The organism is Saccharothrix xinjiangensis (assembly GCF_039527585.1).
GTDB lineage: Bacteria > Actinomycetota > Actinomycetes > Mycobacteriales > Pseudonocardiaceae > Actinosynnema > Actinosynnema xinjiangensis.
The window spans coordinates 22,001-34,066 of the sequence record NZ_BAAAKE010000036.1 but is presented as its reverse complement, the minus strand read 5'-3'; the positions used below and the strand labels follow the sequence as shown (position 1 = coordinate 34,066).

Annotated in this window: 12 protein-coding genes; 4 read left to right on the top strand and 8 right to left on the bottom strand. The window is 73.6% G+C overall.

The window, feature by feature from the left end; translation table 11 throughout:
• Positions 1–39 precede the first annotated feature (39 nt).
• The 4 genes from ABD223_RS39455 to ABD223_RS39440 all read right to left on the bottom strand — a co-directional run bounded on the left by ABD223_RS39455 (position 40) and on the right by ABD223_RS39440 (position 3,327).
• Positions 40–1,212: an MFS transporter gene (locus ABD223_RS39455; RefSeq protein ID WP_344042716.1), complete on the bottom strand. Its 1,173-nt coding sequence runs from the start codon at positions 1,210–1,212 to the stop codon at positions 40–42.
• A gap of 58 nt (positions 1,213–1,270) precedes the next feature.
• Complete coding sequence (locus ABD223_RS39450; protein ID WP_344042714.1) at positions 1,271–1,558, bottom strand: hypothetical protein; 288 nt, start codon at positions 1,556–1,558, stop codon at positions 1,271–1,273.
• Between the two features lie 142 nt (positions 1,559–1,700).
• The gene (locus ABD223_RS39445; RefSeq protein ID WP_344042712.1) at positions 1,701–2,351 is read right to left on the bottom strand and encodes a choice-of-anchor M domain-containing protein; all 651 of its coding nucleotides are present in this window, start codon (positions 2,349–2,351) and stop codon (positions 1,701–1,703) included.
• A gap of 154 nt (positions 2,352–2,505) precedes the next feature.
• Positions 2,506–3,327 (bottom strand): class I SAM-dependent methyltransferase, encoded by an 822-nt coding sequence (locus ABD223_RS39440; RefSeq protein ID WP_344042710.1) that lies wholly within the window; start codon positions 3,325–3,327, stop codon positions 2,506–2,508.
• Between the two features lie 867 nt (positions 3,328–4,194).
• On the opposite strand from ABD223_RS39440, the gene ABD223_RS39435 reads away from it, so the two are divergent.
• Both ABD223_RS39435 and ABD223_RS39430 read left to right on the top strand, forming a co-directional pair.
• On the top strand, positions 4,195–5,814 hold the full coding sequence (locus tag ABD223_RS39435) for a (2,3-dihydroxybenzoyl)adenylate synthase (protein ID WP_344042708.1): 1,620 nt from the start codon (positions 4,195–4,197) through the stop codon (positions 5,812–5,814).
• Positions 5,815–6,021: 207 nt separating this feature from the next.
• Positions 6,022–6,717, top strand: a complete 696-nt coding sequence (locus ABD223_RS39430; protein ID WP_344042706.1) for a TetR/AcrR family transcriptional regulator — start codon at positions 6,022–6,024, stop codon at positions 6,715–6,717.
• A gap of 525 nt (positions 6,718–7,242) precedes the next feature.
• On the opposite strand, the gene ABD223_RS39425 is transcribed toward ABD223_RS39430, so the two are convergent.
• The gene (locus ABD223_RS39425; RefSeq protein WP_344042704.1) at positions 7,243–7,680 is read right to left on the bottom strand and encodes a Fur family transcriptional regulator; all 438 of its coding nucleotides are present in this window, start codon (positions 7,678–7,680) and stop codon (positions 7,243–7,245) included.
• A 125-nt stretch (positions 7,681–7,805) separates the two neighbouring features.
• Positions 7,806–8,087, bottom strand: a complete 282-nt coding sequence (locus ABD223_RS39420; protein WP_344042702.1) for a metal-sensitive transcriptional regulator — start codon at positions 8,085–8,087, stop codon at positions 7,806–7,808.
• A 167-nt stretch (positions 8,088–8,254) separates the two neighbouring features.
• Between ABD223_RS39420 and ABD223_RS39415 the strand changes: the two genes are divergently transcribed.
• Together ABD223_RS39415 and ABD223_RS39410 are read left to right on the top strand one after the other, a co-directional pair.
• Entirely contained in the window at positions 8,255–8,800 is a 546-nt protein-coding gene (locus ABD223_RS39415; RefSeq protein WP_344042700.1) for a hypothetical protein, read from the top strand.
• A complete protein-coding gene (locus tag ABD223_RS39410) occupies positions 8,793–11,075 on the top strand; it encodes a heavy metal translocating P-type ATPase (RefSeq protein WP_344042698.1) in 2,283 nt (760 codons plus the stop codon). The genes ABD223_RS39415 and ABD223_RS39410 overlap by 8 nt, the downstream gene beginning before the upstream one ends.
• Before the next feature lie 123 nt (positions 11,076–11,198).
• Here the strand turns inward: ABD223_RS39410 and ABD223_RS39405 are convergent, their stop codons facing one another.
• Both ABD223_RS39405 and ABD223_RS39400 read right to left on the bottom strand, forming a co-directional pair.
• Positions 11,199–11,621 carry a hypothetical protein gene (locus ABD223_RS39405; RefSeq protein ID WP_344042696.1) on the bottom strand — a complete coding sequence of 141 codons (423 nt, stop codon included), beginning with the start codon at positions 11,619–11,621 and terminating at the stop codon, positions 11,199–11,201.
• A complete protein-coding gene (locus ABD223_RS39400; protein WP_344042694.1) occupies positions 11,618–12,040 on the bottom strand; it encodes a hypothetical protein in 423 nt (140 codons plus the stop codon). Before ABD223_RS39400 ends, ABD223_RS39405 begins: the two co-directional genes overlap by 4 nt.
• Between the last annotated feature and the right edge of the window lie 26 nt (positions 12,041–12,066).

Here is a 12,066-nt window from a genome sequence, read left to right as displayed (position 1 = left end):
ACTGGTGCCCGCCCCGGGGGACGGGCCACGACGTGGGGTTCAGCGGGTCGCCTCCGGCCGCGGTGGGGTGAGCGCGCCGCGGCGGTGCAGCCGGACCACGCCCCCGGCGCAGGCCAACCCGATCGCGACGCACAGCAGCGACGCGATCCGGTCGTCGAACCCGCTGACCCACCCGATCGCGGCGTTGCCCAGCGCGGCGGCGACCCCGGAACCCAGGGAGAAGACGCCGAAGCGGGTGCCCGCCAGGCTCGGCGGCCCGAAGGAGGAGACCAGGTCGTGCACGAACGGCTGCGCGACCAGCACGCCGACCGCCAGCGCGAGCGTGGCCACCAGGACCGGGACGAGGCCGGACCACACCGCGGGCACGGCGAAGCCCGCGCCGGCCACGGCCAGGCCGGTCGCGATCACCGGTCCCCGGTCCCGGTCGGTCAGCCGGCGGGTGACGGGGACCTGGAGCGGCACGGTGACGACCGCGGAGACCACGAACAGCACGGCCACCACCCCCGCCCACCCGGTCGCCGACCGGGCCTGGATCGGCAGCAGCAGGTACAGCTGGTTCTGGAGGGCGAACATGCCGCTCAGCGCGCAGGTGAACGCGACGAACCGGCGGTCGGCCAGGCACTCGCGCCAGTCGCCGCGCACCGAGCCGCCGCGACGGGCGGGCGGCCGCGCGGGCAGCACGACGGCCTGGGCGGCGGTCAGCACCGCGAAGATCCCGGCCGCCACCGCGGCGGAGGCGCGGAAGTCCCACAGCAGCAGCACGCTGCCCAGGACCGGACCGACCAGCGCGCCCGCCTGGGCGTGGACGGCGAACCGGGCGAACGCCTCGGTGCGCGCCTCGCCGGCCTCCAGGGCGAGGTAGGCCCGCACGGCCGGGTTGAACAGGGCCCCGGCCAGGCCGCTGAGCGCCGAGGCGGCCAGCACCACGCCGAGCGACTCGCCGACCGCGAACAGGCCGAACCCCACCGCGCGCAGGCCGCAGCCGGCGAGGATCGCGGCCCGCGGGCCCACCCGGTCCGCCACCGCGCCGCCGAGCGGGAACAGCCCCTGCTGGCTCAGCGTCCGCACGCCCAGCACCACGCCGATCGCCGCGGCGGACATGCCCAGGTCGCCCAGGTGGCCGGCGAGGTAGGGGATGAGCAGGTAGAACCCGGTGTTCACGGCGAACTGGTTGACCAGCAGCAGGCGCACCGGCAACGGGAACCGGGTCACGTCGGCGCGCCGGGGACCGGGGCGGCGCGACGTCCCGCGTCGGTCGCCGGGCCGGCGGTCACGCCGGTTCTTCGCGCGGCCCGGGGAACGGGTCGGCGAGCAGTTCGCCGCGGGTCACGCCGTCGGTCACGCCGTCGACCCGGTGCCGCGCCACCCCGCCGGTCAACCGGTGCGGATCGTGCCCCACGACCTCGTCGGCCAACCCGTGCAGGTCTTGCCCCACCACCCCGTCGGCCAACCCGTGCAGGTCGTGGCGGACCGGCAGCGAGCCGGGCAGCGCCTGCCACACCTGCTCGGCGGCGGTGCGCTCGCCCAACCCGGCCACGAGGACGACAGGGGTCTCCATGTCGCACACCATAAGTGGGAACGATTTTCATTTCAAGCTCGCTCGGGCTCCACTGCCACGAGGTCGCGGCGCCCGTGCGAAGACGGGCGCCGCGACCTCGTGGCCGATCAGGGCCGCGCGGGTGTCGACGGGGTGCGGTCGGTCACCGGTTCACCTTGAAGTGGTAGGTGGCGGGCTCGGAGGAGATCCGCTCGCCGGTCTCGGCGAGGGTGCCGAAGGCCCGCACGGTGACGGAGTAGTAGCCGGGCGCCTCGAACGCCCAGTTCGCGTGCTGGTGCTCGCCCGCGACCAGGCCGATGCGGTCGGGCAGGCCGTTGCCGCTGTTCACCAGCACGGTCGGCACACCCGCCGCGTCGGTGGTGTAGATGTTGAAGTCGCCGGGGCCGTGGACGCACTCGACCCTCAGGCGCAGCGTGCCGTCGACGAAGACGCCGGGCTCGATCTCCTCCGCCGCGATGCTGGGCCACAGGATGTCGGCCGTGGGACGGCCCTGCGGCAGCACCCAGACCGGTCGGCCGGGTGCGCCGAGGAAGGCGTAGGCCGGGTCGGCGGGCACGGTGGTCCGCGACTCGGACTTGGCCACCAGCAGCGCCTCGGAGGGTTCGAGCTCGGCCCCGGCGGTGTCGTCGTGGATGTGTAAGTGGAACTCGCCTTCCTCGTAGCCGAGTCCGAAGATGTCGACGTGCCCGCTGTCGATCACGGTGATCGGCGCGGCGGTGGCGGGCGCGGTGGCCAGACCGGACAGGCCGATCGCGGCTACGGCGAGCAGGGCGATGCGTGCAGTCGTGCGCAAGGCGGTGGACTCCCATCGTGCGGTGCTGCGGCCCGGTCGGACCGCGTCCGGAGCCTTGCACATGACTATCGTTTTCGATGCGGCCGAACGGGCCACATCGCCGGCGCGGTCGCCTGAAATCCCCGACCGGCCGCCGGTCCGGGAGGTGGTGGCGTCACGCGACGCCCGGCCGGGATCGGTTCGCGCGCCAGGCCAGCACGCCGGGCGGCGGCTCGGGCACCGGCTCGCACCCGGCCCCGCGCAGTTCCGCGTGCAACACCTCGTCGGGCACGACGAACGAGGGGAACGACACCGATTCCCGCGACACGAGCCGGTCGCCCTCGTGCACCCGGTAGGTCACCGTCCACACCAGACCGTCGCCGTCCACCGCGGCCTCGCTCACGCTGTCGTAGCGGCGGCGGCCGAGGGTGCGACCGGGGACGGTGGTCGCCGGCACCGCCACCGGGGTCTGCGGCGCCTGCACGTCCACCACGACCACGCCGCCGGGGTTCAGCCGGGGCGCCCAGCGGTCCCACAGCGCCGCGCGGTCGGCGGGGGAGAAGTGGGTGAGCACGTGCAGCGCCACCACGGCGTCCACCGGGCCGTCGACCTCGGCGGTCAGCGCCTCCTCGGGCAACACCGTCACCGGCGGGTCGCCCAGCGCCGCCAGGCGGGTGGTCAGCGCCGCGCGCATCACGGGCGCCGGTTCGACGGCGAACACCTCGCCGCCCGCCGGCAGGTTCGCGACCAGGGTCTCGGTGAACTGGCCGGTGCCCGAGCCGATCTCCACCACCCGCCGCGCCCCGGCCAGCAGGGTGGTCAGCGCCGCGCGCATCGCGTCGCGCTGGGCGGCGGGGAAGATGAGGTCGTAGTACTGGGCGTTGACGGCGTAGCCGGTCGCGCCCGAGGTGTCGGTGCGCAGCGCGTCGTGGCTCGTCGGGCCCCGGCCGGTCGAGCCTTGGCCGGTCGTGTCGTGGTCCGTGGTGTCGTGGCTCATCGTTCGGCGGTCTCCGGTGGTCCCGAGGGGTGGCCGCGAGCCTAGCCGGAAACGATTGTCATCACCTGTGAATCGCTCGACGCGGGCGGTGCTCCGGCGTGAGCGGTGCCCGACGCGGGCGGCCTCGGCGTGAGCGGTGCTCGGCGCGGGCGGTTCGGCGCGCGGCCGGGCCTGGGCGCGGCCGCGCGGCCTGAGGTCGGTCCGTCAGCAGCTGGAGCAGCACCCGCAGCCCGGTCCGGTACAGCCGCTACAGCAACTGCAACCACCCGCGTGCGGTTGCGGCGAGGACGTGGTTTCCGTGGTCATGTCTGCCTCCGTGGCGGGAACGGTCAAGGGCGTCATTGCCACGGTGCGCGCCGAGGTGAAAGGCGTGAAGCCCTTTCACCCGTCCGCCGGCACCGGTCACCTGGTCGGGTCAGCGGCCCGGTGGCGGCAAAATGACCATGGCACGTCGACGGGAATCTTGTCCCGGGTTCGGCTCGGCCTGGGGCGAGCGGGGTGGAAAATAGAAACCGGATCTTTCCCCGGCACGTCCCGGCCATTTTCCGGATTCCTGCCGGCGGCGGTGCCGCGAGATCGTCCGGCGCTTTTCCGCGAGCGCGGGCCCACCGACCCCCGGAGCGGGCTCCACCTGCCAGGACCTGGTGTGACGTCGCCCACGGGCGACACATGAACACATGCACATATGGCAATGGCAATTCGTGTGGGGTTGGGCCTGGAGGGTCTTGACAATGGCAATACGCACCCGTATAGATGGGGCGTCGATCAGGTGGGTCCGGCGGGATGACCGGTGGCTTCGCTTTTTCGCGCTCAAATGGCGTCGGCGTCGAATGCGCCCTGGGCGCACCGGACGAGGAAGGTGCTGGGATGGCTGCCGACGTGGTCCCCTGGCCGGCCGACGACGCCGCCCGGTACCGGGTGGCCGGGTACTGGCGCGGCGAGACCTACCCGGAGTTCCTGGACCGGCTGGTCGCGGCGTTCGGGGACCGGACGGCCGTGGTGGACGACCGGGTGCGGCTGTCCTACGCCGAACTCGCCGAGCGCGCCGGGCGGGTGGCCCGCGGCCTGCGCGACCTCGGTGTGGCGGCGGGGGACCGGGTGCTGGTCCAGCTGCCCAACCGGGCGGAGTTCCTGGTGCTGTGGTTCGCGCTGCTGGAACTCGGCGCGGTGCCGGTGCTGCTCCGGGTCGACCACCGGTACGCCGAGGTGGTCCACCTGGCCCGGCTGTCCGGCGCGGTCGCCTACGTCGTCCCGGACGTGCGCGCGCGGTTCGACCACCGCGAACTGGCGGCCGCCGTGCGGGCGGCCGGTCCCGCGGTCGAGCACGTCGTCGTCGTCGGCGACCCCGGCGACAGCGGCTTCACCGCCTTCGACGACCTGGCCGCCGACCCGTCCGCCGAACCGGTCACCGGCCCGGCGGGCTCCGAGGACCTGGCGCTGCTCGTGGTCTCGGAGGAGGGCGCCGGGCTGCCGAAGCTGGTCCCCCGCACCCACGACGACCACCAGTGCGCGGCCAGGGCCGTCGCCGAGGCGTCCGGGCTGGACGGGGACTCGGTCTACCTGGCGGCCCTGCCGGTGGCGCTCCACCACACGACGACCTGCCCCGGGGTGCTCGGCGCGCTCGGCGCCAGCGGCGCGGTCGTGCTCGCGGACGACCCCGATCCCGCCCGCTGCTTCGAGCTGGTCGAGCGGGAGGGCGTGACGGTCACGGCGATCGACCCGCGGCTCGCGCCGCTGTGGCTGGAGGAGTCGCGCGTCACCGACGCCGACCTGTCCACCCTCCGCGTGGTGCAGGTCGTCGGCTCCCGGCTGCCCGACGACCTCACCCGGCAGGTCCTCGACGGCTTCGACTGCGCCGTCCAGCGGGGTTTCGGCCTGGCCGAGGGGCTGATCTGCCTGACCGGGTCGGACGATCCCGCCGAGGCCGTTCGCACCACCTGCGGCAGGCCGATCTCGCCCGCCGACGAGATCCGCGTCGTCGACGAGCGCGACGTCGATGTGCCGCCGGGCGAAGTGGGTGAGCTGCTCGCCAAGGGGCCCTACACCCTACGGGGGTACCACGGGGAAGCGGAGCACGACCCGGCGGCGTTCCTCGACGGCTTCCACCGCACCGGAGACCTCGTCCGGCGACTCCCGTCCGGCCACCTGGTCGTGGTCGGACGCCGCGAGGACCAGATCCGCCGAGGTGGGGAGAAGATCGCCGCGCCCGAGGTCGAGGGGCACCTGCGGGCGCACCCCGGCATCCGGTCCGCGGCGCTCCTGCCCGCGCCCGACCCGGTCCTGGGCGAGCGCTCGGTGGCCTTCGTCGTCCCCTCGGGCCGGATCGCGCCCACCCGGGAGACCCTGGCGGTCTACCTGGTCGACCGCGGGCTGGCCGCGCACGAGGTGCCCGACGAGATGCGGGTGCTGGGCGAGATGCCGTTGACGCCGGTGGGGAAGGTGGACCGGAGGGCCCTGACCCGCCTGCTCGGCGGGGCGACCGGCTGAGCACCGCGGCTGACCTGCTGAGCACCGCGGCTGACCGGCCGGCCGCCGCGGCGAACACCTCTCCCTGACATGAAAATCGTTGTGCGTAATATACGCATGAGGGGTATCGGACAGGCGGGCGTGCTCCGGAGGATCGTTGGGGTGCAAAGGATCCGAGCCGGCACCGGGGACGATGCCCGCCGCTGGTCATGGAGGGGGAGGCGGCTGATGACCTTCAAGGGAGGCTCCGGGAGGGGCCCCAGGTCTCTGCGCAACCAGCGACCGCTGGACGCCGAGCAGGTCGTCGCGGCGGCCGTCCGGTTGACCCGCCTGCACGGGTTGGGCGCGTGGACGCTGCGCCAACTCGCCGACGAGCTGGAGTCCTGGCCGGCCGTTGTCTACCACCACGTCGGGGACCGCGAGGCGGTGATCGCCGCGGTGGTGGACCACGTGCTGCACGAGGCCCTGGACGTGGTGCCGGAGAAGGAGTGGCGCGACTGGTTCGAGGTCGTCCTGCACCGGTTGCGGGAGGTGTTGCGGCAGCACACCGGTGTGGCGCAGTGGCTGGCGGTCAACGGACCCGCCGTGCCCGCCATGCTCCGGTTGATCGACCGCGGTGTGCTCCTGCTGACCGCGGCGGGTTTCGGCGACGAGTCGCCGTTCGTCTACTCCACGCTGGTGGACGCCGCGGTGCAGCAGATCGCCGCGGAGGACGGCAAGGACTCGCCCTCGCACCCGTGCGAGGAGGCGGAGCGGATGATCGCCGAGTACCGCGACTCGGTCGACCACCGCGGTTTGGCGTTGATGGCGGTGGCGTGCGAGGACCACCGGAAGTACGACGACCTCTACACCTACCGCGTCGAGCGCGTCCTGGACGGCATCGCGGTCCGCCTGGCCGAGTTGCGCGGCGGTTCCCCGGCGTAGCGCGACGCACGTGCTCCGGCAGTGGTCGCCGGAGCACGGCGCGGCTTTGCCCCAGGTCGTCGGCCGATCAGCTGTGCGGGGGGCAACCCGGGCAGGTGCAGGCGTGCTGCGGACAGGTGCTGTGCACGCAACCTTCCGGGCACCCGGCGCAATCGGTGCAGAGTTCGTCAGCCATGGGATTTGCCTCCTTGGTTTGCCTTGCGGAGTCGTTCTTCAAGGGCGGCCGCTGTAAGAACAGTAGCACTTTCCCGAAGACATTCCAGGGGGATTCTTCCGCTATTTTTAGATAACGAAAACCGTTTTCGACTGGCACTCTTTCCTGATCGATCCGACCTGCGGAAACGTCAATCGGACGAATGCTGTGGAATCTGAACTGCGGCGAATCGGCGTACTTGATCTACGTGTACAAATGAATGATCATCGTGTTCAATTGGAAAAGGGTGTGGATTTGTGAAAAGATGTTGAAGTAATTCCTGGTGAAGTGGACAGGAATCCTCCGGGTGGAGCCGCGGGCGCATGGCCCGGTCAGGTCCGGAACGTCGTCGGGAGGCCTTCGCCCGCGCACCGCGGGCACCTGCCGGTGAGCCTGACCAGCGGCTCGCCGGCGGCGAAGCCGTGCTCGGCCGCCTTGTCCGCCGCCCAGCGCAGCACCGGGCGGGCCTCGATGGGCAGGTGCCGACCGCACTGCCGGCAGACGAGGTAGTGACCGGGCCGGTTGACGGGGCCGGCGTGGAAGAGCTGCCGGCCCTCCTCGTCCCGGACGGCGTCCACCACGCCCGCGTCGACCAGGGACGCGAGTGCCCGGTAGACGGTGGAGAGCCCCACCGGGCTGCCCTGCTCGTGGAGTCGCCGGAACAGCTCCGCCGCGGTGCACCCCTCGGCGGAATCGCCCAGGGCGTCCAGCACGGCTCGTCGTTGCGGCGTCAACCTCACATCGGGGTGGTCATCGGCCGGTCGAGTCATAGTGGAAACGATTATCATATTATTGTGGAATTGGCGCTACCGCTCCCGGGTTGAAGAAGGGTGTGCGGATACCGCCGAGGTGGAACCCCGGTGGCATGGGTCCGGGAGGGGAGTCGTCCGGCAGGTCAGGAGCGCACGAGTCGCCCGATCGCCGCGCTGGCCTCGGCGATCTTCGCCTCGGCCACCTCGCCGCCTTCCGCGGCGGCTTCGGCCACGCAGTGCCGGAGGTGCTCGTCGAGCAGGTTGATCGACACCGCCTGCAACGCCTTGGTGGCGGCGGCGATCTGGGTGAGCACGTCGATGCAGTACTCGTCGTTCCCGATCATCCGCTGGAGGCCGCGGACCTGTCCCTCGATGCGGCGCAACCGCTTGAGGTGGTCGTCACGGCGGTCCGCGTAACCGGGCATGGCGAGTCCTCTCCGCAGGTCGACGGGGATCACGATACGCGGGCGGCCTCGCCGGAGGGGTGGCCAGCTTGAGTTCTAATACCCCCTAGGGGTATGTTTGAGGCGCAGGGCGAGAGGGGCGGGGATGTGCCGGCCCTCCGGCCTCCACCACCATGAAGGACATCCACATGAACACAGCAGCGAGGCTCTCCGCCTACGGCGTGGCGCTCGCCCTGGTCGCCGGTGTCGGCTGGGCGGTCGGGAGCGCCGTCGGCCCGCTGCCCGTCGAGGCGGCGGGCCGCGACGGGGCCGACGCGGCAGCCGGGCGGGACAGGGGGGCTCCGTCGCGGGTGGCCCGGGTCGACGAGTACGAGGTGCGCCTGGACGGCGAGCTGGAGGCGGGTGGGGCGTCCCCGGTGCGGCTGACCGTGAGCCGGGACGGCCGGCCGGTCACCGACCTGGAACCCCACCTGGGCTCCTACGGCGCCCTGGTGGCGTTGCGCCAGGAAGACCTGGTCTCCACGCACCTCCGGCCGCGGGGCAGGCCCGGTGACGGCGAGACCCCCGCCGGGCCGGAGCTGGTGTTCGTCGCCGAGCTGCCGACCGCGGGCGCGTACCGGCTGTTCCTGAACTTCCGGCACGGCGGTGCCGTGCGCACCGCGGAGTTCACCGCGACCGCCGGGCACGCGGAAGGGCACGACGAAGGGCACGAGGAAGGGCACGGCCATGGCTGACACCCGGCTGGAGCTGGCGATCACCGGCATGACCTGCGCCTCGTGCGCGAACCGGATCGAGCGCAAGCTGAACAAGCTCGACGGCGTGACCGCGACGGTCAACTACGCCACCGAGAAGGCGCACGTCACCTTCCCCCCGGAGGTGGACCCGCGGACCCTGGTCGAGCAGGTCGAGGCGGCCGGGTACGGCGCCACCCTGCCCGCCGCCGAGCCCGAGCGCGCCGGCGCCGCCGAGGAGGACCCGATCAGGTCCCTGCGGCAGCGGCTGATCGGCTCCGCGGCGCTCGCGGTCCCGGTGGTCGTCCTGGCCATGGTCCCGGCGTGGCAGTTCACCTACTGGCAGTGGATCTCGCTGACGTTGGCCGCGCCGGTGCTGGTGTGGGGCGCGTGGCCGTTCCACCGGGCGGCGTGGGTCAACCTGCGGCACGGCGCGGCGACCATGGACACGCTCATCTCGATGGGCACGATCGCGGCGTTCGGCTGGTCGCTGTACGCGCTGCTGCTCGGCACCGCCGGGCGGCCCGGCATGACCCACCCCTTCGAGCTGACCGTGCAGCGGACCGACGGCGCGGGCGCGATCTACCTGGAAGTGGCCGCCGGCGTCACGGTGTTCATCCTGGCGGGCCGCTACTTCGAGGCGCGCGCCAGGCGCCGGGCGGGCGCCGCGCTGCGGGCGCTGCTGGAACTGGGCGCCAAGGACGTGGTGGTGCTGCGCGACGGCCGCGAGACCCGCGTCCCCGTCGAGGAGCTGGCGGTGGGCGACCGGTTCGTGGTCCGGCCGGGGGAGAAGATCGCCACCGACGGCGTGGTCGACGAGGGCAGCTCGGCGGTGGACGCGAGCACGGTGACCGGCGAGGCGGTGCCGGTCGAGGTCGCTCCCGGCGACGCCGTGGTCGGCGCGACGGTCAACGCCGGCGGGCGGCTGGTCGTGCGGGCCACCCGCGTCGGCGCGGACACGCAGCTGGCGCAGATGGCCAGGCTGGTCGAGGAGGCCCAGAGCGGCAAGGCCGAGGCCCAGCGCCTGGCCGACCGCGTCTCCGGGGTGTTCGTGCCGATCGTCATCGCCCTGGCCGTCGGCACGCTGGGGTTCTGGCTGGGCGCGGGCGGCGGGGTGTCGGCGGCGTTCACGGCGGCGGTGGCGGTGCTGATCATCGCCTGCCCGTGCGCCCTCGGGCTGGCCACGCCGACCGCGCTGCTGGTGGGCACCGGCCGGGGCGCCCAGCTCGGCGTGCTGATCAAGGGCCCCGAGGTGCTGGAGTCGACGCGGCGGGTGGACACGGTGGTGCTGGACAAGACCGGCACCGTCACCACCGGCCGGATGAGCCTGGTCGCCGTCCACCCGGCCGACGGGGTCGACGAGGACGAGGTGCTGCGGCTGGCGGGCGCGCTGGAGCACGCCTCCGAGCACCCCGTCGCCAGGGCGGTCGCCGCCGGCGCGGCCGAACGGGTCGGCGACCTGCCCGGGGTCGAGGGCTTCCGCAACCACGAGGGCGCGGGCGTGCAGGGCGTGGTCGACGGGCACGCGGTCGTCGTGGGTCGCGAACGGCTGCTGGCCGAGTGGTCCGTCCACCCCGGCGACGCCCTGGCCGAGGCCAAGCGGGCGGTCGAGCAGCGCGGGCACACCGCCGTCCTGGTCGCCTGGGACGGCGAGGCCAAGGCCGTCCTCGCGGTCGCCGACGCGGTCAAGCCCACCTCGGCCGAAGCGGTCCGGCGCCTGCGCGACCTGGGCCTGACGCCGGTCCTGCTCACCGGTGACAACGAGGCCGTCGCCCGCACCGTCGCCGCCGAGGTCGGCATCGACGAGGTCATCGCGGAGGTGCTGCCGAAGGACAAGGTCGACGTCGTGGCGCGCCTCCAGGCCGAGGGCAGGGTCGTGGCGATGGTCGGCGACGGCGTCAACGACGCCGCCGCGCTGGCGCAGGCCGACCTGGGCCTGGCGATGGGCACCGGCGCCGACGCCGCCATCGAGGCGGGCGACCTCACGCTGGTGCGCGGCGACCTGCTGGCCGCCGTGGACGCCATCCGCTTGGCGCGGCGCACCCTGAGCACCATCAAGGGCAACCTGTTCTGGGCCTTCGCCTACAACGTGGCCGGCCTGCCCCTGGCCGCCGCCGGCCTGCTCAACCCGATGATCGCCGGGGCCGCGATGGCGTTCTCCAGCGTGTTCGTGGTCAGCAACAGCCTGCGCCTGCGCGGCTTCCGCGCCACCACCTCGACCGCGGCGCGGGCCGGGGCCGAGCCGACCGCGGAGAAGGTGCCCGCGGGCGTGGCCTGACCGGGTGACGACCTCGTGCCCCGCGGCCGACCGGCTCCGGGGCACGAGGTCGTCGGCGGGCCGGGGGAGCGGCGCCCAGGCCGGCAGGCCGCCGGGGCGGTCGCCGGCGGGCCGAGGGGTCGTTCAGCGGGCCAGCACCAGCGCGTGGGCCCATCGGCCGCGCAGGTCGTCGAAAGGCCTGCCGAACGCGCCGCGCGGCGAGATCGGCGCGAGCGACGGGCCCGAGGCGACCAGGGCGCACCGCGACCGCAGGACCTCCTCGGCGCGGTCGGTCGCGCCCGTCTCCCACACCTCCCGCACCACGGCGGCGGGCAGGTCGCCGAACCCCTGGCCCGACCACTCGTGGCACAGCACCCGCGAGCCGTCCCCCGTCCTGGTGAACAGGTACGCGCCCGTGCCGCCGTCCGTGGCCAGCAGCAGCAGGTACCAGTCGTGGGCGACCACCGCCGGCGGCAACCCGAACAGCCCCACGGCGACCTGCCGGTAGGAGCCGGTGAGGCAGTGGAACCGCCACAACGCGGGAACGCCGACGGGCTGCGCGCTCATCGGCCACCCACCTCCGCGGGGCAGGACACGACCAGGGCCCGGACGAGGTCCTGCCCCTCGTGGCGGCGCAGCTGGTGCCCGAACGCGCCGCGGGCGGTGGGCGGGCAGCTGAGGCCGGCGCGCACCGAGTAGTCGGCGAAGCCGTCGACCACGCCCCTCACCCGGCGCCCGTCCCCGGGCTCCGCCCAGCACGCGGCGACGAGCCTCTCCGGCAGGTCACCGAGCGCGTCGCCCCGCCAGTCGCGGACCTCGCCGTCGGCGTCACCCGGTCGCGCCCGGACGAACACCCGCACGTCCGCGCCCGCGCCGCTGTGCAGCAGCAGCGCGTAGTACGGGTCGGCGACCACCGACGCCGGGAGCCCGTAGAGCTGCTTGGCGACCTCACGCGGAGAGCCGAAGAACCCCTGGTACCACGTCATCGCGAACAGACCTCCGGGTGGGTTGG